Source organism: Metabacillus litoralis (genome assembly GCF_003667825.1).
GTDB classification, from domain to species: domain Bacteria; phylum Bacillota; class Bacilli; order Bacillales; family Bacillaceae; genus Metabacillus; species Metabacillus litoralis_B.
In genome coordinates this window covers 293,488-319,194 of the sequence record NZ_CP033043.1, presented here as the reverse complement: position 1 = coordinate 319,194, position 25,707 = coordinate 293,488, and the positions used below count along the sequence as shown (strand labels likewise).

General features: G+C 35.5%; 19 protein-coding genes. 3 read left to right on the top strand and 16 right to left on the bottom strand.

Annotated features, from left to right (window positions below):
• Positions 1-38 precede the first annotated feature (38 nt).
• From D9842_RS01285 to ppc, 7 genes are all read right to left on the bottom strand, one after another.
• Complete coding sequence (locus D9842_RS01285) at positions 39-1,655, bottom strand: PucR family transcriptional regulator (RefSeq protein ID WP_121660931.1); 1,617 nt, start codon at positions 1,653-1,655, stop codon at positions 39-41.
• A 129-nt stretch (positions 1,656-1,784) separates the two neighbouring features.
• Positions 1,785-2,003, bottom strand: a complete 219-nt coding sequence (locus tag D9842_RS01280) for a hypothetical protein (protein WP_121660930.1) — start codon at positions 2,001-2,003, stop codon at positions 1,785-1,787.
• A gap of 19 nt (positions 2,004-2,022) precedes the next feature.
• Positions 2,023-3,501: an NCS1 family transporter gene (locus tag D9842_RS01275; RefSeq protein WP_121660929.1), complete on the bottom strand. Its 1,479-nt coding sequence runs from the start codon at positions 3,499-3,501 to the stop codon at positions 2,023-2,025.
• Positions 3,502-3,634: 133 nt separating this feature from the next.
• Complete coding sequence (gene hydA / locus D9842_RS01270) at positions 3,635-5,053, bottom strand: dihydropyrimidinase (protein WP_121660928.1); 1,419 nt, start codon at positions 5,051-5,053, stop codon at positions 3,635-3,637.
• Positions 5,054-5,067: 14 nt separating this feature from the next.
• Positions 5,068-6,354: an NAD-dependent dihydropyrimidine dehydrogenase subunit PreA gene (gene preA, locus D9842_RS01265; protein ID WP_121660927.1), complete on the bottom strand. Its 1,287-nt coding sequence runs from the start codon at positions 6,352-6,354 to the stop codon at positions 5,068-5,070.
• 34 nt (positions 6,355-6,388) lie between these two features.
• Positions 6,389-7,759: an NAD(P)-dependent oxidoreductase gene (locus tag D9842_RS01260; RefSeq protein ID WP_257535966.1), complete on the bottom strand. Its 1,371-nt coding sequence runs from the start codon at positions 7,757-7,759 to the stop codon at positions 6,389-6,391.
• A gap of 388 nt (positions 7,760-8,147) precedes the next feature.
• The gene (ppc, locus tag D9842_RS01255; RefSeq protein WP_121660926.1) at positions 8,148-10,910 is read right to left on the bottom strand and encodes a phosphoenolpyruvate carboxylase; all 2,763 of its coding nucleotides are present in this window, start codon (positions 10,908-10,910) and stop codon (positions 8,148-8,150) included.
• Positions 10,911-11,207: 297 nt separating this feature from the next.
• Between ppc and D9842_RS01250 the strand changes: the two genes are divergently transcribed.
• A complete protein-coding gene (locus D9842_RS01250) occupies positions 11,208-12,929 on the top strand; it encodes a methyl-accepting chemotaxis protein (RefSeq protein ID WP_121660925.1) in 1,722 nt (573 codons plus the stop codon).
• A 24-nt stretch (positions 12,930-12,953) separates the two neighbouring features.
• Here the strand turns inward: D9842_RS01250 and D9842_RS01245 are convergent, their stop codons facing one another.
• The 9 genes from D9842_RS01245 to D9842_RS01205 form a co-directional block, all read right to left on the bottom strand.
• Positions 12,954-13,730, bottom strand: coding sequence for an alpha/beta fold hydrolase (locus tag D9842_RS01245; RefSeq protein ID WP_121660924.1), 777 nt, complete (start codon positions 13,728-13,730; stop codon positions 12,954-12,956).
• A 135-nt stretch (positions 13,731-13,865) separates the two neighbouring features.
• Positions 13,866-16,070 carry a HAMP domain-containing sensor histidine kinase gene (locus D9842_RS01240; RefSeq protein WP_121660923.1) on the bottom strand — a complete coding sequence of 735 codons (2,205 nt, stop codon included), beginning with the start codon at positions 16,068-16,070 and terminating at the stop codon, positions 13,866-13,868.
• On the bottom strand, positions 16,048-16,740 hold the full coding sequence (locus D9842_RS01235; protein WP_121660922.1) for a response regulator transcription factor: 693 nt from the start codon (positions 16,738-16,740) through the stop codon (positions 16,048-16,050). Before D9842_RS01235 ends, D9842_RS01240 begins: the two co-directional genes overlap by 23 nt.
• Positions 16,741-16,945: 205 nt before the next feature.
• Positions 16,946-17,986 (bottom strand): Gfo/Idh/MocA family protein, encoded by a 1,041-nt coding sequence (locus tag D9842_RS01230; protein WP_121660921.1) that lies wholly within the window; start codon positions 17,984-17,986, stop codon positions 16,946-16,948.
• A gap of 26 nt (positions 17,987-18,012) precedes the next feature.
• A complete protein-coding gene (locus D9842_RS01225; protein WP_121660920.1) occupies positions 18,013-18,834 on the bottom strand; it encodes a carbohydrate ABC transporter permease in 822 nt (273 codons plus the stop codon).
• On the bottom strand, positions 18,831-19,775 hold the full coding sequence (locus D9842_RS01220; protein ID WP_121660919.1) for a carbohydrate ABC transporter permease: 945 nt from the start codon (positions 19,773-19,775) through the stop codon (positions 18,831-18,833). Before D9842_RS01220 ends, D9842_RS01225 begins: the two co-directional genes overlap by 4 nt.
• Positions 19,776-19,824: 49 nt before the next feature.
• On the bottom strand, positions 19,825-21,126 hold the full coding sequence (locus D9842_RS01215; RefSeq protein WP_121660918.1) for an ABC transporter substrate-binding protein: 1,302 nt from the start codon (positions 21,124-21,126) through the stop codon (positions 19,825-19,827).
• A gap of 31 nt (positions 21,127-21,157) precedes the next feature.
• A complete protein-coding gene (locus D9842_RS01210; RefSeq protein WP_121660917.1) occupies positions 21,158-21,922 on the bottom strand; it encodes a sugar phosphate isomerase/epimerase family protein in 765 nt (254 codons plus the stop codon).
• A gap of 107 nt (positions 21,923-22,029) precedes the next feature.
• A complete protein-coding gene (locus D9842_RS01205) occupies positions 22,030-23,061 on the bottom strand; it encodes a LacI family DNA-binding transcriptional regulator (protein ID WP_121660916.1) in 1,032 nt (343 codons plus the stop codon).
• Between the two features lie 345 nt (positions 23,062-23,406).
• Between D9842_RS01205 and D9842_RS01200 the strand changes: the two genes are divergently transcribed.
• Together D9842_RS01200 and D9842_RS01195 are read left to right on the top strand one after the other, a co-directional pair.
• Entirely contained in the window at positions 23,407-24,429 is a 1,023-nt protein-coding gene (locus tag D9842_RS01200) for a LacI family DNA-binding transcriptional regulator (RefSeq protein ID WP_121660915.1), read from the top strand.
• Positions 24,430-24,536: 107 nt separating this feature from the next.
• Complete coding sequence (locus D9842_RS01195; RefSeq protein ID WP_121660914.1) at positions 24,537-25,697, top strand: Gfo/Idh/MocA family protein; 1,161 nt, start codon at positions 24,537-24,539, stop codon at positions 25,695-25,697.
• Positions 25,698-25,707 lie beyond the last annotated feature (10 nt).

Genomic DNA, 25,707 nt, shown 5'->3' with positions numbered 1-25,707 from the left:
CTATGATACAATTTATTTATATTAATCAATTGTTAAAACTATAATCTTACCGGAGATTTCAAATGCATTTCTTTTTTATGAGTTGTTAAGTAATCATATGCAACTAACATAAACTCAAGTTCAAGTCTCTTCTTTGAATTCATAAAGTTTCCACCTAGGATTGCCTCTAATTTTTCAATACGATGATAAAGTGTTTGTCTTACAATAAATAATCGTTTTGATGTTTCTTGCTTTGATCCATTACATTCCATATATACCTTTAAAGTCGATAATAGTTCACAATTATACTTTCTATCATATTCAATAACTGGTTCCAAATACTCGTAAACAGTTTCTTCCAAATTCCCCTGATTTTTAAGAAGTGTTAACATCCGATATAAATGTAGATCCTGATAAAACATGCTTTTGTTTTCAACAGCTACAAACTCTTGAAGTTCAAGAGTTTCTTTAGCTGAATGATAGCTTTTGTTTATATTCATGAGGTTTTTCTTTACGTATTGCCCTACACCGACTGGAATTTCCTGTATAGTATTTTTATTATATGAGTCATGTTGCTGAATTCTTTGAAAAGCTTTTATCATCCTTTGCTTCCAGCTATCTGATTTACGTTTATCCAATGAAATAACAACAATATGTTGTTTTGTTTCAACGAAATACAGATAAAAACCGAATTGTTCAAACACTGTTCTTGTCATTAATTTAAAATAGGTGAGTTCCTTGTTAACAGTTCTTACTGTTAAATCTTTTACTTTACAAACCCAAACAACGGCACCTGTAAACGGAGAAGATCGTTCTGTCTTCGATAATTGCTCGACTAATACATCTTCCCTTATCTCCCCTTCTATCCAATCTGTCAGCCAATCTTTTTCACTATCCATTCTTTTTTCACTCACATATAAATCTCTTAACCAAAATTGCCCTAGAACAGTTGTTGTTCGATCTAAGATTAATGAATCGAAATCATTAAGCCTGCGACCAGTAGAAACAATCGTGATCTCTGCATATGTATCACCAAATATTTGGACAGGTTTAGTTATTGATCTTTCATTATTCTCAGCCTTTTTTCTATTCAACACCTGTTGCTTTAGTTTTTCTGTCATGTTAGGAAAACTTTCAATTCTTCCAGAATGGAATACTGCAAAAACCTGCACTTCTAAATATTTCTGAAGAAATGATAAAACATCTCTGTGTTGGTCTATTTCTATAATCATTTTATTTAATATTTGAGAATATTGCTCTAAATCAGAGAGGAGTTGATATTGATTATTGATAATGAGGGAATGAATATCGTGAGTAATTTCTACAAATAGCACTTCTTTATGGAATAATATAATTGGAAATTGATAAGAATCCGCCAATTCTATTACGTTTTGTGGAATATCTTTAATATAAGTATTCATTTCTATACATAGACCTGCAGCATGACAATCAATTAATTGTTTGACAAAAGAAAAAAGTTGCTCAGGCTTTTCTTTCCAACCAAGGCCAGTAGATAAAATAAGTTCGCTTCCCTTTAATAAATTATTTATTTGGATAGACTCTACAACATGAACCCATTTTATTTGATGCCCTAATCCTTTTTCACCAGCAACAATTTCAGCTTCTTCAAAGTGCTTTCTCTCTAATATATTTTTAATTGAGAAGTATGATTTCATTGGCCAACCACCTTTTCTATCATAATAACAAGTATTATAAATAGAAATATATGGAACAACCATGAAGTTGTAATATTTACTTACAATAGAAAAACAGGACCTTGATTTATCGTCCTGTTTCCTAAAAGATTATGTTGATTTTTTTATCCATAAAAGAGTTGAAAAATATTTTCTTGCCTCTGCCATTTTAAGTTGAATTTGTCTTACTTCCTTTTCACCGTCATCTCCTTTTTCAAAAGTAACAAACGCTCCACTCACATTTTCTATAACACCTACAATCTGAAACCCTTGATCTAATAAGCTATCTATTTTTTCTTTTTCCAGTAGAAATTCCTTATACTCAGACATAATTCTCTATTCCTCCTGTCTACACTTTCTCTGCAGTTGGATTTGGTGAGATAGCAACATCAATTTCAACCTCTTGCTCAACTTCAATTTTCCAATTTCTGCCGACAGAGATTCCTAAATATTTCTCATCGCTAGGATCTGTTAACTCTGCTTGTTTATATTTCTCAAACCACCAATACTTCCCTAAAAGAAAATAACTAATTGCTCCAACTGCAAATCCCACAATAAACGAGTAATTTGCGAAGATGACGGCAGCTCCTCCTCCAAGAATCCATGAAATTAAACCTGCCCAGTTTATTCCGTTAGCATAATGGTATTGTCCATCACTTTCATATAAATCAGGTACATTTACCCGACGCTTACGAATCAAATAATAATCAGCAATTAAGATTCCTACAATTGCTGAAAGTACTCCCCCAACAATTAATAAAATTTGTGTAATGATTCCAAACAAACTCCAAGGTTGAACGATGACACCTACAATTCCTGCAACGACAACACCTGCCCAAAATGGAATTTTCGGTCCTCCAACATTTGAGAATATTGTTGCTGCAGGTATTAAGTTAGCTGTTATATTTGTTGACCATTGAGCAAACACAATCATTAATAAAAGAATACCTAAAATAAGTCCGCTAGCTGATTGCTGTAAAGCTACAACAGGATCATAGTTTGACACAGCCACATAAGAAACGGCACCGATCATTACCATAAATGTTTGAACGATAGGATATGCAATTAAATTTCCTGCAATTTGTGCTTTATTACGCTTAAACCAATTCCTCTCATGCAAGGGTGCCTTTACAAAACGGGATAATGAAGGCATATCGGCTGTTAGCGTTCCCCAAAACCCCATATTAGACATAATAACAACGATAAATGCAGTAACTGCAGCCCCTCCTGTTACAGGACTTTCAATCCAAGACCATACTTCACGGCCCTGTTGTAATGCTTGATCTGATAAGGTGAAATACATCCATCCTGAAATAATAATGATGATAGGTGCTGCTAAGTCAGCAAAACGTTCAACAGCTTTTATCCCTAACGCTGTATTAGCCACTTGGAGAGCACCAAAAATAATGAAGCATACAAACCAATTATCAAATCCAACCATTGTTGCCAAGATCGCGTTCATAGCAGTTGATCCAAAATATGTGTTAACTCCAAACCAGCAAGATGCCACAAAACCACGAACGATCGACGGTATATGTGTTCCCACTGTCCCAAAAGGTGCCCTCATATAAACTGGAAACGATAAACCATGTTCAACCCCAATGTCACCTGTCATTGTCATTAGAAAACCAAGTGCCAAAGAGGCAATAATAGTAGCAATAACAACCCAGCCTAAGGATAAACTTTGTACACCCGCTCCACCAATGGCGAAAGCTGCTAATACAACAGCCATCCCAACCCAGATAAATGAAAAGCCAACGGCTCCGATTTTCTTTTTATCATGAGATATCGGTAATAGATCTGGAGACTTCAAATAATTTTTTGCCATATTAATAACCTCCTAGATTTATACTTTCTTCTTGAAATACAGTTGATAGACATTAAGGAAAAGAAACAAGAGGTGAAATGTAGATTGAAAGCAATCAGCAAGAAAACCGATTGCCTTCTGAGTAAGATGTTTTTTACAATGGTACCTTTATTTCCTGATCTCGGATGGAGTATTGTCCATACTTAGCTCTCTTTATAAACTTACCTTTTCCAGCTTTACCTACAAAAAATTTGTCACGAACAACAAATTCCCCTTTAGATAAAACAGAAACAGGTTCCCCCGTTACTTTCATACCTTCAAAAGCATTATAATCAACGGCCATATGATGGGTTTCTGCAGAAATTGTCCTTTCTACATTCGGATCAAAAATTACAATGTCAGCATCTGAACCTACTGCTATTGTTCCCTTTTGTGGAAATAAGCCAAATAACTTTGCAGCTCGTGTTGAGGTAATATCAACGAATTGATTCAAGGTAATTCGATCTTTTTTCACCCCTTCAGAGAATAGAATACTCATTCGATCCTCAATCATTGGACCTCCATTTGGAATCTTTGTAAAATCATTTTTCCCTAAGGATTTTTGCCCATTAAAGTCAAACGAACATTGATCTGAACCTAATGTTTGAAGTTCACCGCTTTTTAAAGCATTCCAAAGAACATCTTGATGATGTTTCTCCCTAAGTGGTGGTGACCATACATATTTTGCCCCTTCAAAATTTGGTTTTTCTAAGTACGTTTTATCGAGAACTAAATACTGTGGACATGTTTCCCCCCACACATCTATCCCTTTACTTCTTGCTTCGGCAATTTTTTCTACGGCATCCTGACAAGAAACATGGACCACATATAGTTGTGAATTCGTTAACTCTGTTAATTTTGCTGCCCTGCCTGTTGCTTCACCTTCTATTTCTGGTGGTCTTGTCAGTGCATGATAGATTGGTTCAGTCTTTCCTTCCGCCAATGCCTTCTTCGTCAAATAATCGATTACATCACCATTTTCAGCATGGACCATAACTAGCGCACCAAGCTCTTTTGCTGCTTCTAATGTACGGTATAATGTTCCATCATCAGCTTGAAACACATCTTTGTATGCCATAAACACTTTGAATGACGTAATTCCTTCATCGTTTATTACACTAGTAAGTTCCTCTAGCACTTCTTCATTAATTTCTCCAATCATTAGATGAAAGCTATAATCAATAACGGCTTTATCTTCTGATTTATCATGCCATGTTTTGATTGCCTTTTTTAATGGTTCTCCTTTGTTTGTTAAACAAAAATCAATAACAGTCGTAGTTCCACCAAATGCCGCTGCAATCGTGCCTGTCTCAAAATCATCCTTCGTCACTGTACCTCCAAAAGGCATGTCAAGATGTGTGTGGGGGTCTATTCCTCCAGGAAATAGATATGTCCCTTTTGCGTCAATGACTTCATCTACTTCTATATGAAGATTACTTCCAATTGCGATAATCTTCTCGTTTTCTATTACTATATCTGCCTGGTACGTGTCTACTGCAGTTACAATCGTTCCATTTGTAATTAACTTTTTCAAGAGAAACACCCCGTTTATTTTACTAGGTTAACGCTACTATTAGTCATAGTCGCTAATACAGATTGTCGCTCATTCCAGCTCATTGGTGGAAGCTCACTTTTCACCTCTACCATATTGATCGCCCCGTCTACAGGACATACAATAGAACATAAATTACAACCTACACAATCTTCTTCTCTTACCTTTAATGAAGTCTTTCCTATTGGATCTCTTAGCAAGTCAATACATTGGTGTGATGTATCTTCACACGCAATATGGCACTTATTACAATTAATGCAAACATCATTGTTAATTCGAGCAACTACTTTATAGTTTAAATCCAAATTTCCCCATTCAGAATAATTGGTTACAGACTTTCCGACAATCTCCATGATAGAATTAAGCCCTTTATCATCTAGATAGTTTGATAGACCCTCAATCATATCTTCAACAATTCGAAAGCCATGGTGCATAGCAGCTGTACATACTTGAACTCCAGTTGCTCCCATTAATAAAAATTCAACAGCATCCTGCCAGTTGGAAATGCCGCCTATCCCAGAAATAGGTACATTAACTTTTGAATTTCTTGCACATTCTGCTACCATGTTGAGTGCAATTGGTTTTACTGCTGGCCCACAGTAGCCACCGTGCGCTCCTTTCCCACCAACATGTGGAATTGTTTTCCATGAATGAATATCCACCCCCGCTAAACTATTTATTGTGTTAATCATACTAATGGCGTCCGCTCCCCCCTGTACAGCCGCTTCAGCAGTTACAGTTATATCTGTAATATTAGGAGTGAGCTTTACAATAACTGGGGATGTGGCAACCTCCTTTACCCAAGATGTTTGCTTTTCTACTAATTCAGGGACCTGACCTGAAGCTGCCCCCATCCCCCGTTCAGCCATACCATGGGGACATCCAAAGTTTAGTTCAAATCCATCTACACCAACATCCTCTACCCTTTTAATAATTTCATGCCATTTTTCCTGTTTCGGTTCAACCATTACTGAAGCAATAATTGCATGATGGGGAAATTTCTTCTTTGTTTCGTATATTTCTTTTAAGTTGACCTCAAGTGGTCGATCAGTAATAAGCTCAATATTATTAAAACCTGCTACTCTTTGGCCATTAAAACTAACTGCTGCAAAGCGTGAAGAAGTATTAATTATCGGTTCACCTAAAGTCTTCCAAACAGCACCACCCCAACCAGCTTCAAACGCCCTTTGTACTTGGTATCCGGAATTTGTGGGAGGAGCAGAGGCCAACCAAAACGGATTGGGTGATTTTATTCCGGCAAGATCAATATGTAAATCAGCCATACTTAAACCTCCTTATTATCGAATTCATACTTTACTATGCTGTTTCAACAGCTTCACTACCTAGCTTTTGATGAAGTTCATAGGCAGCTAATTTTCCTTGTTGTGCTGCCGACACAACCATGGCCTCACCTTGACCTTTCCCAAAAATAACGTCACCACAAGCAAACACTTTTGGATTAGATGTTTGCTGTGAACCATTTGCAAGAATAACTACTCCAGCCTGATGTTCAACTTCTAGCTTTTCCAGCAATTGATTATGCCTCGATTGTCCGATTGCACGTATTACTGCGTCTACTTCCATAACATACTCAGACCCTTTAATCTCAACTGGATGTCTTCTGCCATCCTCACCTTTTTCAGATAACTCCATTTTGATACACTCTAGACCAATGACTTTTCCTGTTTCATCAGAAATAATTCTTTTTGGAGCAGTTAACCAACTAAATTCAACTCCATCCTGTTTAGCAAATTCAAACTCAAAATCATAGGCTGTCATTTCCTTTAAGGTACGACGATAAATAATTTTGACGTTTGCTGCACCTAACCTTACAGAACAGGTCGCTGCATCAATGGCCGTGTTACCAGCCCCAATAACTGCGACCTTCTTTCCAATCAGGTTCGTCGGTATCTCTGTTGATTTTGTTTCTTTCACAAAATTAATCGCATCGTAAACTCCAGTAGCTTCTTCTCCTTCTATATTTAATTTCGGAACCTGTGCCATTCCTGCTGCTAGAATGATAGAATCGTAAGTCCCGAGAAGCGCTTCTACAGAAACATCCGTACCGACCCTAGTATTTGTTTTGATTTCTACATTCAGCTTTTTCACCTGATCAACTTCCCAATACGTAACATTTTGAGGTAGACGAAATGATACAATGCCATACGTGTTTAACCCTCCAGCCTTTTCCTCTGCCTCAAAAATGGTGACTTCATAGCCTAATCGAGCTAGCTCTCTAGCTGCTGATAGCCCTGCTGGACCACTTCCTATAATCGCTACACGTTTGCCATTTTTCTCCCCTTCTTGGAAAAGAATCTGTTCATTATGAATGGCCCAATCTGTTGCATACCTTTGTAGATTTCCTATCATGATTGGCTTAGTAGAATAATTCAGGACACATGCTCCCTCACATAGTTCCTCTGTTGGGCATACCCGAGCACAACTAGCGCCAACTGGATTTGATTGCATAATTGTCTTGGCAGAGCCTTTTAGATTCCCACTTGAGATTTTTTTAATAAAGGAAGGAATATCAATTTCCGTAGGACATGCCTTGATACAAGGAGCGTCATAACAGTATAAACATCGATTCGCTTCTTCCAAGGCTTCTCGATTTGAAAGTCCTTTTTCCACTTCTTCGAAATTTTGTTTTAGGTCAGTTAGCGAAATTTCTTTCCTTTCTCGATTCACCTATAGTCCCCCTTATCCACCACTTTTTCTATTATTAAGGAAACTTTTCTTTACCCCATATTTAACGTAAAAATTATTAGTTACTCCTCACTCCTTTCTCTTTTCGTATTCATCATATATTGATTGTACTTTCTTAAATTTCGTTCGCCATCTTACAAAATGTTAAAACGTCCTATCTGTTTCTTTTGCATTTTGTAAGATTATTTTTCTTATCATCTTACTAGGTAACTAGAAACCATCAGTTTTTTGTAAGATTTTATAACAACTTAATATTTTTTTACGAAAATTGGCTTTATAGTATATATAGAATAAGAAGTTTTCAATAAAATTCTCCACAAAAAAAGACCGCCGATCTAATAAAGATCGACAGCCTTTTTTTAACAGTAAATCAACCTGTATTACGTAATCCAGCTGCAATTCCGCTGATTGTTAATAATACTTCTGTTAATAACTCTTCATTTGGTTGTTCTTGTTTACGAAGTTCCTTAATAAGCTCTACTTGTAAGAAGTTCAAAGGATCTACATATGGATTTCTGCGGTGTACAGATTCTTTAATATTTGGTGTATGATCTAATAACTCATCATCACCTGTAATTTGAAGAAGAATCGTTTTCGTTTTTTCATATTCTTCCACGATATTACCGAAAATACGATCAGCAATTTCCTGATCATTAACTAAAGATGTATATTCTTTAGCTGTTGTGATATCTGCTTTCATTAGAGCCATTTGCAGATTATCAATTGTAGAACGGAAGAAAGTCCATTCCTTGTACATACGTTGCAGAAGCTTTAAGTTATCTTCACTTTCTGAAGCAAAGCTTTCTAAACCTGTACCTGCCGCATACCATGCTGGTAGTAATTGACGACTTTGTGTCCATGCAAAAACCCATGGAATTGCACGTAAGTCTTCAAAACGATTACGGTCTTTACGCTTCATAGGACGTGAACCTATATTCAATTCAGCTAATTCGTTTAATGGTGTTGCTTCAATAAAATACGTTAGGAAATCTGGATCTTGGAACACAAGTGATTGATACTTTTTAAGAGAAACATTTGAAATCTCTTCCATTGCATCTTCCCAAACCTTTTCACGTAAATGTTGTTGCTCTGAATTCTTTGAAAGATTAACAGATGCTTCAAGCAATGTAGATGTTGCTTGTTCTAAGCTTCGGTAAGCAATATCCTCAATAAGATAGCGAGAAGAAAGCACTTCACCTTGTTCAGTTATCTTTACACCATCTCCTAATGTTTCAGCAGGCTGAGAAAGAATGCTTCGATTTAACGGACCGCCGCCACGACCTAGTGATCCACCACGTCCATGGAAGAATTTTAAACCAATATTATAAGTCTTTGCCATATCATGAATTTCTAGCTGAGCTTTGTAAAGCTTCCAGTTTGCTGTTACCGTTCCACCATCTTTACTTCCATCGGAATAACCAAGCATGATTTCTTGGGAATCTCCATGAATTTTCAGATGATTACGGTAAACATCCATGTTAAATAATGTTTCCATGATCTTCGGACCCGCAATTAAGTCATCTACTGTTTCAAGAAGTGGAGCAACATTTAAATGACTTTCCACTGACCCATCAGCATGAAGACGATATATACCTGCTTCTTTTGCAAGTACCAACACTTCAAGCAAATCACTTGCAGATTGAGTCATACTAATAAGATAAACAAGAATTGATTTTTTCCCAAATGTATCATGTGCCTTCTTGATCATTGTGAAAACTTTGATCATTTCTTGCGTTTCTTTTGAGTAATCTTCATTTAATAATAAAACAGGACGAGGATCTTTTAAAACACTCTCTAATGTTTTGATTTTTTCTTCCTCACTAAGAGCCGAATAATCCTCTGTTACTTTTACTTTACGCAATATTTCTGTAATGGCTGCTTCGTGCTCTCCACTATGGTTACGAATATCAAGTGTAGCTAAATGGAAGCCAAACAGTTGTACTTGACGAATAAACTTTTTCAACATCTTTAACTCACGTTTTGCAGGCTGATGTGTATCTACACTACGTTGAATAAGATATAAATCCTCTAGAAGTTCTTCAGATGCTTTGTATCCGATATCTGATTTTCCTACTTCTTCAAGGCGCGCTAATATAATAGCAATTTTTCGACGATATACTTCTGTTTCAACAGGCCACTTTTTATCATTTGTTAAGTATGTTTGTTCTTCTTTCTCTACATTTGATAGAAGTTCTTCACTAACTTGAACGCGTGTACTTGAGTGACTAAAGCGCTTCATTACTTCTACTAATGATTCTTTATATTTCTTTAGAACTAATTCACGATGACTTTCTAATGTTTCCCACGTTACTTCAGGTGTTACATTCGGGTTACCATCACGGTCTCCACCGATCCATGATCCAAAGCGAAGGAAGTTCGGTACATCCCAGTTATGTCCTGGGAATTGTTCAGACAGACCTTCTTCTAAGTCTTGATGAATCTCAGGAAGTACATCAAAAAATGTTTGTTCAAAATAATATAGGCCGTTGCGTACTTCATCCATTACTGTTGGTTTACGATGACGAAGTTCGTCTGTTTGCCATAGAATCGTTACTTCATTTAATAAGCTATCCTCAAGCTGTTTACGTTCTTTATTAGTCAGCATATTATTATCTAAGCTTTTCAATATATTACCGATTCGCTTTTGAATTTCGATAACTGAGCGCTTTGTTGCTTCTGTTGGATGCGCTGTAATGATTAACTCTAATGATAACGTGTTCAATACATTTTGAATGGTATTCTCATCAATTTCATTATCCTTTAATGATAGGATGGCACTTTCAATTGATGCTGGTTGAACAACATGATCATCTTGGAGCTGATATTCACGACGGCGACGAATTCGGTGATTAGATTCTGCGGCATTAATTAGATGGAAATAAATTGAAAAGGCGCGAATAACTTGTTTTCGCATTGGTGTATCTAGGTTTAAAATTTCTTCTTTTAGTTCCTTATATGTTTGCTCGTCAAAGTTATTTCGAAGTGATTTCGCCATCATCCTTAGCTTTTCAACTTTATCAAGTAGCTCCGTTCCTCCATGATGAACGATAATTTCTCCCAGAATATGTCCTAATGATTTCACATCACGACGCAACGGAAGACTGCTGTCATTTATTTCAGTTCTTGCTGTCATTATGTCACCTTCCCTTAGAATTTATTATTCTATTAAATTTTAAGATAATTCTATCATATCATCTTTCGCATGAAATTTCATTAAAAATGTTCGGAATCGATATCTATATGAGATTAATCATATGATTTTAATCTTATTTACATATCATTTTTAGAAAGAAAGCGCCTTCTATTAGTATATGTCATTTTTTGTCGATTGATAAGGATGTTTTTTTTTTCCAAAAAACGGTATGATCCTTTTGTTAGGTCTTTTTTCCTGATAGCTATTGAATAATTTACTATTTTGCGAGGTTCAAACATGTTGAAAAGTATAAAAATCAAAATATTACTTATTTTTTCACTAATCTTAATTTTATCATCGGTTTTAATTGGCTTTATCACCTTTAGTTCTACTTCCGAAATTGTGTCTGAGGTCATTACAAGTCAAGCATCTGGTATCGCAAACCAAGCTGTTGAAATAATTGATCTAAATAAATACGAGCAATTAGTAAGTAGTAACAAAGAAACAGATTATTATTATGAGCTTAGAGAGCAATTAAATGAAATCCGCGAAGCAAATGGAGTTGAATACTTATATACGATTAATCGTGTAAAAAACGATAAAGGGTATGACTATGTATACATTGCTGATGGCATGCCAGTTGGTCATGAAGATGAGTCACAATTTTTAGAAGTTGAAGAAGACATAAGTGAGTTTCCAAGTACAATGAAAGTGTTTGAATCAGGTAAGACCGAAATAGAAATGGGTGTTTCAGAAGAATACGGCGCACTTGCAACAGCCTATATTCCAATTAAAAACAGTAATGGAGAAATAATCAGTGTGTTAGGTGTAGATCTTGATGTTTCGAACTTTTATGATTCTCTTGCAACTGAAAAAAGAAACACATTAATGATCTCAGCTATTATCTTATTCATTAGTTTAGCAATACTGTATTTTTTTACATCTTCTATAACAAAGCCTATAAAAAAATTAACATTACAAGTTAAGCAAATGGGAAATGGAGATTTTTCAAACCGTTTTGTTAGTAAACGAAAGGATGAAATCGGTATTCTTTCTAGTGCTCTTCAGCAAATGTCTGAGGACATTCGAAGTGTAATTGAGAGTATCCATCGAAATTCTGTTCAGCTAGCAAAATCAAGTACGACTCTTCAATCAATAACGAATGAAACAAAACAAGCTAGTGACCAAATTGCCTTAACGATGGAAACTGTATCTGATAAGTCTACATCTCAATTTCATAGTTTAAATGAAAGTGCAAAGGTTATTGAAGAATTAGCTGTTGGTGTGACACAAATTGCTGAAGCTGCATCAAAGACTTCAGACCTATCTTATAAAACAGTAAATGATGTTGAGAACGGAAAGAATTCAATTAATAGCTTAACTACACAAATGAATACAATCGAGAAATCGGTTCATCATTCGGCTGGTTTAATCGAAACCTTAAAAAATCACTCTGATGAAATTACTTCTATTATTACTCTTATAAAAGAAATTTCTGCACAAACGAATTTGCTTGCTTTAAATGCAGCAATTGAAGCTGCAAGAGCAGGTGAAGCAGGAAAAGGGTTTGCTGTTGTTGCAAATGAGGTACGAAAATTAGCAGAACAAACAGAGCACTCTACAAGTGGAATTCAACAGATTTTAGATAAAATTGATAAAGATACAACAGAAACAGTTGTAGCCATGGACACCGTTATCCATGATGTAAAAAACGGATTACAGTCTGTAGACATAGCAAGCAATGTTTTCTCCGACATTCTTTCTTCTGTTAATGGAATGTCTCAGCAGGTGATTGAAGTCACAACAACTGCTGAACAAATGACCGCATCAACTGAAGAAGTGAGTGCATCAGCGTTAGAAGCCTCAAACATAGCTGAAGGAACGGCAGTTAGCACACAAGAAACAGTACAGCTAACGACCAAACAACAAGAGCTTATGACAGATGTTTCTGCAACAATTGAAAGTATTAGCTCTATGTCTAATGAATTAAACAATTTAGTTACTAAATTTAAACTTTAATAAAAACAAAAATGCTTAACATGTTCATACGATGTTAAGCATTTTTTGTTGCCTCATTTTTTCCATTGTATGATGAACTAAAAAGTTCTCGTATATATCCCTAAAACAATTTGGCCTGAACAAGTTTGCAGCATGACCAGCATGCTTTATTTCCTTATAAATTACGTGAGGAATAATACTTTTCAGGTCAGTTAACGTGGATTTATACAAGCTATCATACTCACCCATCACCCATAACACCGGAGTCGTTACTCTCTCTAAATGGCTTCTCAAATCATAATTCAGCCGATGCCAGATAGCATTCTTTAAAATTTGTTCATCAAGCTTTAACCCGAACTTATAGTAGATTCTTTTAGAAATAGCCGAATAAAGATCGAGTATGCTTTCTGTAGGATAAATATCATTAGAATATTTTTTCAGCCATGTATCGTAATCTTCATCACGAGTATCCCAATAAAATCTAAGAACATCTAATAGCTTGGAAGGTGCATTATAATGTCCGCCTATGAAGCACAAGCTTTTCACTCGCTCTTTCCATTTGTTTGCGAATATAGCACTTGGATAACAACTATAGCTCAAGGAACAAATATGGGCTTCCTTTATGCCATTTGCATCATAAAACGCTTCTAATTGCTTTACTAAATTATCCAGAGTAAAGTGAACATGTTTACCTATATGTTCTCCATGACCAAGTAAATCATATGTATATGTATGATAATCCTGATTGAAGTACTCTATTTGTTTCTTAAAAGCGCGCTTTGAGCCAGTTAAGCCATGTATAAAGATGATACTTTCCTTCATATAGCACCTCCAAAACACATTTAGAAAAAAGTGGGTACTTAAATTTTAATATGTGAATGTAAAGAAAATGTAAGTGACCAGTTAAAGTATTGTAAGGAAAAATAATAGTCAGCCCCCTTTGGAGCTGACTTTTCACTATTCTATGTTTTCTAAAACAATGGTAACTTTAAACAAATCACCATCAACGTCAATATCTAAATGTCCTTCATGTAAATCAATAATCGATTTGGCAATCGCAAGTCCTAATCCTGATCCATCTGTATGACGTGAAGTATCTCCTCGCTTAAAACGTTCAAATAACTCATCCACATCATCACTAAGCTCATATTTTGAGATGTTTTTAAAGCTAATAATGATTTGACTATTGTCCACTTTAATAGCTATATAAGCACGAGTATGCTCTAATGAATATTTAATAATGTTACCAATTAAATTATCAAATACCCTCCAAAGCTTTTGTCCGTCGATTAAAGCATAAACAGGTGAATCTGGATTTGTAATTCGAAATTGGATTGTAGAAGCTTGAATCGTTTCATTATATTCTGCCAGTGATTGTTGAAGAAGTTGAACAATATCCACCTTCGTTTTTGATAGTTCAATATTGCCGCTTGCCATTTTCGATGCTTCAAATAAATCGTCAATTAATACTTTTAATCTTTTAGATTTTCGATCAATGATTTCAATATATGTGCTGCGTTCATCTTCAGTTAACTCAGGGTTTTTCAACAACTCTGAATACGTAATAATGGAAGTTAAAGGTGTTCTTAAATCATGACTAACATTTGTAATGAGTTCAGTTTTTAGCCTCTCACTTTTCGCTTGCGCTTTTTGTGAGGTTTTTACTCCATGCTTCATTGTATTAATATCTTCCGCTAGTTTTGCAAGTACGGATTTCCCAACTACTTTTAAATCAGGTTCAAATTGACCAGAGGCGAGAGCATGTGCATTTCGGGTAATTTTATTAAAGTATCCAACTTTTCTTACGATCAATATAAAAACAGGAATACCAATAATGAAAAATGCAGGAACATATGCAATCATAAATTCAGGTTCAATAAAGATTGGACCTGCTCCAAGACCAAACAGATAAACAAACCCTAAAATGAGTAATACTTGAGTTCCAACGCGACGGTTATAAAAAGCTTCTCTTATGATTTTTAAGAATCGCGCAGTCATTGTTTTTCTTAGGATTTCTCTGTTTTTAGATAAATCTTTTACAATTGGATATAAGAAAATCAATTGAATTATTGTTAATCCAAGAAATACACTCATGATAAAGAGTTGATTTAATACATCTCTAAACGTGTAATAATTGTATAAATTAGGAAAGTCCGTAATGAATACTAGAGAGATTAATAATGTAATTCCAGTGAGAGTAACTGCTAGATCAAGTGGAAGTTTATTATAAATTTCCCGTGATTTATGAGAGCTTATTTTATTTAAAATTTGAATTTTTCTACCTATGAATAAACTAGCAAAAAGTGCCACAATTGCCCCAATTGTATAGATCCAAAATAACTTTCTTTGCTGATCATACTGCTTATATGAAACCATTATGGCATTAGAACTTGAAACTCCTTCTCGCAGACCAATTTTCCCTTCATATAAAGAATTTGCTTGATCATGAGAGATAAGATCTTCGTATCCATATATAAAGGAAAGCTCAGCTATATCTAAATAGCCGTTATTCTTTGAAGGATATTGATCAATATGAAGCATTTTATCTGATGAAATGTACTTATCTACTTCTGCTTGATCCTTTGTAGGTAGATTTGTAAAAACCTCACCAGTGGATGTGTTTACTAGAAAATAAGAAAAAGCCTCATCATAAACGCGAAAATCCTGCCGGTATGTAGCCAGCTCTTTATAGTACTCATCTACTCTTTGTTCTTTTTCTTTTCTAATTTTTTCTTCAACGTACTCATCACTTTCAAAATTTTTCGTAATGTCCGCTATTTTTGCATCTCTTTCTTTAATATACAAATTTGCTTGATCTTGATTATTATTAGCCTGTGCTTCTTGAATCCTTGATACATATTGTTCCTCTATGCTACTAATCTGTTCGGACAATTCACCATACATGAAACGATACTCATCTATCTCTTCCTTTGATACGGTAATAGCCTCTTTCATATCTTCTTTTGATTGATAATCCATTTCAAACGCATGTAGATAGCTGGCATAAGTGCCCACCGTATCTCTATATTGCGAGGTTTTAAAATAGCTTGTTTTCATATAGTCTTGATCATTTAATAGTGCTGTTAAAACACCACTTACTCCAAAAGTAAATAAAACAAGCCATAAGATTAGAATGATCCTATTTTTCCATTTTGTATCCAATGCCCCATACCACCTTTAAATATCTAGGATTTTTAGGGTCGATTTCAATTTTTTCTCTAATTTTACGAATATGCACAGCCACGGTATTTTCCGCATTATAGCAAGGCTCCTGCCATACCTTTTCATAAATTTCAGAAATAGAAAACACTCGACCAGCGTTTACCATTAATAGTTCGACAATTTTATATTCAATTGGAGTCAGTTTTACCGCTTCTCCATTTACAGTCACTTCTTTTGCTTCTTGATCGATCATTAAACCATTAAGATCAATTAATTGATTTCTTCCTTCAAAATGACCTAGTTTTACATATCTTCTAAGCTGTGACTTCACTCTTGCGATAAGCTCGAGAGGGTTAAACGGCTTTGTTACATAGTCGTCAGCCCCTACCTGTAATCCTAAGATTTTGTCAGTGTCCTCACTTTTAGCACTTAAAATAATAATCGGGATATTTTTCTTTTCACGAATTTTAAACGTTGCAGAAATTCCGTCCATTCTTGGCATCATAATGTCTAAAACAATTAAATGAACTTCGTTTTCCTCTAAACACTCAATCGCCTCAACGCCATCCTTTGCCAATAACACAGTCATGCCTTCATTTCTCAAATATATTTCAATTGCCTCACGTATTTCTTTATCATCATCTACTACTAAAACGGTATAATTATTCATCCTTCTATCCTCCTTTCCAAAGTATACCATGTGTTATCTGCTAGGGATGTACTCAGTATAAGCAAAAGTTCTTAACATTAAGGTGGGGAAAATATGAAGAAATTCTTAAGAATTAGATATAGTTAATTTTAGGTAGCTTTTTACGAAGGGCTCTAAACAAAAAATAAGTGAGTCATATAGAATAGACTCACTTAACAACGGCTGCTTATACTACAGGTATTTTATTTATCATCACTACTTTTTTTGTTTCATTAGCTTCAAGTGCTGCTAAAATTACCTCAAGTGACTTTTTCCCTTCTTCCCCATTTATAAGGGGGGCTTTTTTATTCAGGATAGAGTCTATAAAGTGATCAATAACATGTGTATTCGTTTGACCACCTTCATCATTCGTTTGTATTTTATCTAGTTGATGCTTCACAACTTCACCATTATTATATTGAACAATTAGTGAATGATCTGGATCATCCTCTAATCTTAAAACAGCATTTTCAGCGTAAATGACTGTAGAATTGTCTCCACCAGCTACATATGACCAGCTAGCTGTTAATGTTCCAATAACACCAGATTCCATTTTCAAAATAGCTACCGCATTATCATCTACCAGTGTATCTTCTTTTGCAGATGTTTCAACAAATGCACTTACCTCCGCAACATCTCCTAATAAATAGCGAATTAAATCTGATTTATGGACACCCAAATCTCCTAGTGCACCAATGAATGCCCGTTCTTTATCAAAAAACCAACTATTCCTTCCATCAATACTCCATCTCTCCGGTCCCGGATGTCCAAAAGTTGTTCGAAAACTATAAATTTTTCCAAGCTCACCACTTTCTATTATTTGTCTTGCTTTTTGGTGAGAAGATACAAAGCGTTGATTATGTGCAATCATTAATGTTTTGTTATTCTTCTCTGCAGCTTCTATCATTTCTTCTGCTTCTTTTCTGGACGTTGCCATAGGTTTTTCACAAAGAACATTTTTTCCAGCATTTAAAGCAGCAATTGAAACAGGAGCGTGTAGATCATTTGGTAAACAAACACTTATCACATCTACCTCCGCAAGTTGAACGACTTTCTCATATTGTGTAAAAGCCTGTGCTTCATATTTTTCAGCCATCTCTACTGCTCGCGATTCCACAATGTCACACACTGCTATGATTTCGACATTATCATTATTTGCATACTCAACTAAATGACGTCTTCTTGCAATACTTCCACAACCAATTACAGCTACTTTTATCTTTGACATGGTTTTTCATCCCCCAATAATTTGTTTTATCCTTTCACTGCCCCACCTGCTAATCCTTTTACAACTTTCTCTTGTGAGAAAAGGTAAACAACAAGAATTGGTAAGCTTGCTAGTGTTAAGGCGGCCATAAGACCAGGTATATTTACTGAGAATTCTCCTCTAAAGTCTTGTAAGCCTAATGGTAATGTCATGTTTTCTGGGCTTGAAATTAGAACGAGGGCAAAAATAAACTCATTCCATAAGTGGATAAAGTTATAGATTAACACTGTCATTAACGCAGGTGTTAACATCGGCAAGATTACTCTCCAGAAGATTCCAAAATGGTTACAGCCATCCATCTTCGCAGCTTCCTCTAATGACTTGGGAATTTCTTGCATAAACTGAGTCAAAATGAAAATTGAGATTGGGAGACTAAAAGCGATATATGGTCCTAATAAAGCCCATACTGTATCAAAAACCCCCATGCTTTGTGTGAGCTTAAAAATTGGAATAAGAGTAGCATGAATAGGCAGCATCATACCTGATATAAATAGTAGGAATAATACTTTGTTCAACTTAAATTTCATTCTACTTAAAGGATAACTCGCTAACGCTGCTACTAGCATTACCACAAAAACAGCTACTACAGACACCAAAATACTATTTAAAAAATATCGTGTTAACCCCATTTCAAAAACGGATCGAAAGTTTTCAAAATTAAATGATGAAAATAGCGCAAATGGCTCCTCAAAGAATTGACTTCGTGACTTGAGTGAAGTTGAAATCATATAGATGAAAGGAAAACCAGTGAAGACTAACAACATAATGGCAATGATATAGAGAGGTACTTTTTTTAATCCCATTGTCATATTCCGTAGGCTCCTTTCTTTTTACGTAAATGATCCATTACCTGAATAATAATCGTAACGAATAAGGCTAAGAAGAACATAATAAAGGCAATAGCACTAGCATAGCCCATATTGAAGTTGATAAAAGCCTGTTTAAACATATACGTTCCTAATAGTTCCGTTCCGTGGTTAGGCCCTCCACCTGTCATAATATAGAAGATATCAAATGCTTTTAACGAACCTACAATTGCTAGAATTGAAGAGCTTACAATTGTTGGCATCAGGAGAGGTAATGTAATCTGAAAAAACTTTTGGAAAGAACTTGCACCATCAATTTCAGCAGCTTCATATAATTCATCCGGTATTCCAACAATGGCTGCTTTAAAAAGAATCATATAAAACGGAGAGAATTGCCAAACAATAACCAATAATACAGCAAATAATGCTGTATTTGTTTCACTTAGCCATGAAACATTTTCAAATCCAAATACATTAATGATACTATTGATTATCCCATTTATTGGATCAAACATTAAAACCCATAACAAACCGATTGCTACTGTTGACATAAGAAATGGAAAGAAATAAACACTGCTAAAGAATTTAATTCCTTTTATTGGTGCAAATAACATAAGTGCCATAATTAACCCAAGAGGAATTTGAGCAAATACCGAGGTTAACACTACCCATGTATTATTTGTGAGGGCTCTCCAAAAAATTGCGTCTTTAAAAAGGTCAACATAATTTTGTAATCCTATAAATACTCCTACTCCCATTCCGTCCCATTTATAAAAACTGTACATGAGGGTAGACATAATAGGGAACAAAACATAGACTGCATAAATAATAATGGCAGGGGCGACAAATGCACTAATAGTTAAGGCGCTTTTTATTTTCTTTTGTGTACGTGATACTTTTTTGACTACCGTCCTATTTTCAGCCACTTTTATATGTGTATCCATTTCAGCCACTCCTTTTTTACAATAAGAGGGGAAATCCCCCCTTACCGCACTACTCTAAAAGCTCTTTTGCTTTTTCTTCCATTTTCTTTGCAGCATCTTCAGGTGTCATATCTAGCCCAAATACAGCTTGAGTCGTGTCTTTGTGTAATTCTGCTAATTCAGGTGGAAGAGTTTGATCATACGGCATTTGTAAATGAGTTGCTTGTTCTACCACTTCATAAAAACGTTTTGTAAATTCATCAGCTGGAACAACATCTTTCACACCTGTTAATGAGCCAGTGCGATCTGTGTAATTTTGCGCTGTTTCTTTGCTTGTTAGTTCATTAACTAACTCAGCAGCTAAGTCAGGGTTTTCACTGTTTTGTGCAACTGACCAAACAGGTCCGGTTGCTGCCCCAACATGTGTTTCGTTCCCTTTACCTCCAGGAATAGTTGGGAATAAGAAAAAGTCTAACTTTTCCTCGAATTCAGGAGCCTCTTGTCTTACGTTATTTAAGAATGAGATTGTCATATCCATCATCGCTGCTTGACCAGTATACATTAACTGACGCCCTTGACCTTCATCATACGGTACACCGTTAAATCCTGGATTAAACGCGTCTCTTTCTACCAATTCTTGAATATACTTTCCTGCCTCAACATAAGCTGGGTCATCAAAGCCTCTACCCTCTCTATTAAAAGCACTCTCAAACAGTTCAGGCCCAGCAATTCTACTTGCAAAGTTCATTAAATAATAAGCTCCGGGCCATTTTGTTTGGTTTGTTAATGCAATAGGAATAATTTCGTTTTCTTTTAGTGTATCGATCACATTTAACCATTCATCATAAGTTTTTGGTGCTTTTAGACCGTACTTATCAAATAACTCTTTATTATAGAAAACAACATCAATTGAAAGACTTAATGGCTGACCGTAAACCTTGCCGTCAAATGTAGCATTGTTCAAAGCCAGTTCATTAAAGTGAGATTTATCTGTTGTTTCTGTGATATCATATACCTTCCCCTGGTCCACAAAGTTCTTCAGCCATCCTCCACCCCAACTATGGAATACATCTGGTGCATCATTTCCAGACATAGCAACAGATAACTTTTGCTTGTATGCATCATTTGGAATTTGAAGAACCTTTACATCTACGTCAGGATGCTTTTCCTTGAATCGTTCAACTGCTTCTTCATAAACTGCCTCTTTTTCCCCTGTATCAATATGCCAGAATTCAAGTGTCTTTTTCCCTCCGTTAGACTTACTCTCACCAGAATCAGATGTTGCCTGTTCTGTAGAGCCACCACCATTAAGTCCACATGCAGTTAGAAACAAAACAGTCATTATCGTTAAAACAGAAAGTAATTTTTTCATTCTTCCATCCCCTTTGTTTTCGTTTTCAACTTTAAACTGTTATTAATTGTTTTTCTTTCAAAAAATCCATACTGATTTCGATGCTCTCAAAAGGTGTTCTTCTTGATCTGTCCTGCTCAACAACAAACCACTCCACACCTGAACTCATCCCCTGATTAAGTACCCCTTCTACATTAACCCCACCAGTTCCTAATTCCGCAAAAAACTTCTCCCCATCTGTCGTCATGTCCTTAAGATGAACAAGTGGTGTTCTTCCTTCATAACGTTTTAACCAATGAACTGGGTCTTCACCAGCTTTTGTTAACCAGTAGACATCAAACTCAGCCTTTACCCATTCAGGATTTGTTTCATCTAGAAGTATTTCTAAAGGCTTTTTACCATTATCTAGGTCAACTAATTCAAAATCATGATTATGATAAGAAAGTGTAATTCCTTCCTCGTGACATTTTCGACCAATTTCATTTAAAATTGGAATAAGTTCATAGTAAGCTTCTTTTGTTCTTCTTTCAGCTGGAAGGACAGGGCACGCTACGTGTCGACTACCTATTGTTTGTTGAAATTCAATGACCCTAGCTAATTCATTTTCTAGAACAGATAATTGAACATGACTAGAACTTGCTTTTAACCCTAAGCGATCAAGTTCCTGTCTCAATTGCTTTGACGTTAATCCTCCATATCCAGCAAACTCTACCCCTTGATATCCAAGCTTTGCAACTTTCTCTAATGTTCCAATAAAATCTTTTTCAGTTTCTTCACGCAGTGTGAATAATTGTAAGCTAAATAGAGTATTTGACATAGAAAAGTCCTCCTTTTTCAACCACAAATGTAACCGGTTACAAATATCCATTCAATTTTCATGTAACTTAAGCTATTCACCTCCCTTAATTTGTAATCGGTTACATTTTATGTGCTGATTTTTTCATTTATTACCTTTTCTTTACCTTTTCCACCACAAGAATCTCTCACAATTAATTCACAATCTAATATATATTGTGACTTAATAATCGGCTTTCCTTGAATTTGCTGTAATAGTAATTTCATAGACTTTTGTCCCATTTCAAAAAGGGGTTGTGCAACTGTCGTTATAGCTGGATCAAATTTTGATGAAAATGCTATATTATCGAATCCCACAATAGCGATATCTCTAGGAACATTAAGTCCAAATTCTTTTACTGCTTTTACTGCCCCCATAGCCATTTCATCATTTGCAGCAAAAATAGCTGTAGGTGTTTTCTCAATTGCCATGAACTTCAACATTTGATTATAGCCAGATTCAAAAGTGAAATCTCCCTCTTGAACTAGCATATTCCGAACTTCTAAATTATTTTGCATCAGCGCTTGTTTATAACCTTTATATCGACCTTTAGAAATTCCAAATTGCAAGGGCCCTGTTATATGAGCAATTTCTTTATGACCTAGTCTAATGAGATGTTCAACAGCTTCGCGACTACTACTAACATTGTCGATTGATACAGATGGTACCTTTAACCCCTCAATATATGCTGTAGCTAGAACAAGAGGATATTCTTCACTCAAAGACTTTATATCGTTTGAATCCATCCTTTCTGATAATAAAATCATACCGTCTGTTTGCCTTTTCTTTAGTAGTTCAACTAAGTCATATTCGTTTTCAACTTTTCTATTTGTATTCCCTAGTAAAACCCGATATCCATGTCTTGAGGCTTCGTATTCTATTCCCTCAATAATACCTGAAAAAACAGTATTCATAATACTTGGTACAACTACTAGAATAATATTTGTTTCATTTCTACGAAACTGGCGAGCTAGCATATTTGGTTTATAATTTAACTCATCAATTACACTCAGTACTTTCTTTCTCGTTGCTTCTTTTACAGTTTCTGGATTATGCAGGACCCTAGAAACTGTTGCGACTGACACATTTGCTAATTTTGCTACATCACGCATTTTTACCATGTACCATTCTCCCTGGAGATGACTTTTCATGTTCGATCGGCATTTTTTGTAACCGATTACATTTTCAAGTATAAAACCTACCGCTCTATATTTCAACACCAATTACCAAAATAGGTAATAAAACCCATAAACGAAGAAAAAACCTCCATACAAAGTATGAAGGCTCCTCAAGTTTTTCATATAGAAAGTATCAGGGGGGATACTGTCTTTTGCTATTTACCCCAATTAAAACATGTTAAACCTAATATTCAAATTTTTTTCATTTTATTTTTTATCTCTTGGTTTTCATTGACATTTTCCTTAAAAACAGAGAAAATGAACGCGTGTACATAATATTTACGGGGGGTGAATAAATTAGCTAATAGAAAAGATGTTGCAAGATTAGCAGGTGTTTCTGAAGCCACTGTTTCACGGGTCTTTAACAACATAGCTCCATTGAAAGAAGAAACGAAGAAAAAAGTGCTGAAAGCTGCAAAAGAGCTTCACTACCACCCTAATGTTATTGCACAAAATTTTGCAAAAGGAAAAAGCAACAATATAGGAGTAATTGTTCCTTATTTACCTAAGGTTAACTTAATGTCCACCCACTATTTTTCAGAGTTAGTTAGTGGAATTGGGGCAAAACTAGGAGAATCTGGTTATGGCTTACTCTTATTATTTCAAACTCCTGAACAACCAAAAGATTACATTCAGCTTTTTCAATCTCAACGAGTAGACGGCTGCATTATTCTAGGGGCTAAAAATACTCCAAATGATATTACAGCTCTTAATAATCTACATGAACATCATTTGCCATATTGTTTAATTAATCAAACTTTTTCAGAACAACCCTTTCACTTTATTGATGGAGATCATGTAGATGGAAGTTATCAAGCAACAACTTCTTTACTCAACAAAGGATTTGAAAGAGTTATCTTTTTAAATGGTTCAAAAGAGTTTTCAAATAGTCTTGATCGACTTGAAGGCTATAGGAAAGCATTACGAGATAAAGACATACCATTTAATAAGGACCTTATTTTTGAAGGAAATTATAGTCGTAAAAGTGGCTATAAGCTTGCTGAGCAAATTTACCCTATCCTGCAAACATCAAAGGCAATCTTTGCAGCAAATGATCGTATGGCTATTGGACTAATGCAGGGCTTGAATGAACGAGGTTTACTAGCTTCAAAGGATTATTTTATTATCGGCTACGATAACTCAGAAATTTCGAGAATGACCTCTCCCCCATTAAGTACCGTAAATGTACCTTTATATGAAATGGGGCAACTGGCTGCAGAAAAGGTACTAAACTGTATTTTGCATGGTGACAATGAAAAAACAAGTTTGAAGCTGCCTGTCACTTTAATTGAAAGAGAATCCTCACTATAACACTAGTGTCATATAAACATATTCTCCTCCATTCACCACGGAAATGACACTAATCGTGATCAACGTAATAACTTGTTTTCTACCAAACTTTGAAAAGGGGAAATGTTATGAAGACAGTAAAAGTTGGGATGATTGGTTACAAGTTTATGGGGAAGGCACATAGTCATGCTTATCGTGATCTTCCTCTTTTCTTTCCAAATAGAATCCAGCCAGAAATGAAGGTAATCTGTGGACGCAATCCTGAAGGTATCGCTCAAGCAGCAAAACAATTCGGCTGGGAGGAATATACAACAGACTGGAAAACACTAATTGAACGAAGCGATCTTGATTTAATAGATATTAATGCACCTAGTGATGTACATAAAGAAATAACCATTGCTGCAGCTAAAGCAGGAAAACATGTTTTCTGCGAAAAACCGTTAGCGCTTACATTAAAAGATTCTCGTGAAATGCTTGAGGTTGTTGAAGCAGAAGGTGTTAAGCATATGGTCGGCTTTAACTATCGTTTTGCTCCAGCTGTTATGCTTGCAAAAAAATTAATAGATGAAGGCAAATTAGGTGATATCTATCATTATCGTGCTTGGTTTTTACAAGATTGGCTGGTTGATCCTACCTTCCCTCTTGCCTGGAGACTTCAAAAAGATATAGCCGGCTCAGGTTCACATGGAGATTTAGGAGCACACTTAATTGATTTAGCTCACTACCTAATTGGTGACATGACAGAAGTAATCGGAATGAGTGAAACATTTATTAAAGAAAGACCTCTCCCGACAAATACATCTGGCCTATCCTCAAAAGGTGAAACTCAGACTGAAAAAGGAAAGGTCACGGTTGATGATGCAACCTTGTTTATGACACGTTTTGCAAATGGGGCATTAGGCAGCTTTGAAGCGACTCGTTACGGCACAGGTCATCGTTGTACAAATTCCTTTGAAATCAACGGAAGCAAAGGCAGTGTTATCTTTGATTTTGAACGAATGAATGAATTACAAGTCTACTTCACTGAAGACAGAGATGATGTACAGGGGTTCCGACGTGTGTTAGCAACAGATCCTCCCCATGCTTATGCAGAGAACTGGTGGCCACCTGGACATACAATTGGTTATGAACATACATTTATCCATGAAATAGTAGAGCTAATGGATGCAATTAAGGAAGACCGTCAGCCTGTTCCAAATTTTCATGACGGTGTGAAATGTCAACAAGTTCTAGAGGCTGTTGATTTATCAATTGAAAAACGACAATGGATAACCGTTTCGGAAGTTTAATAGAGAGGAG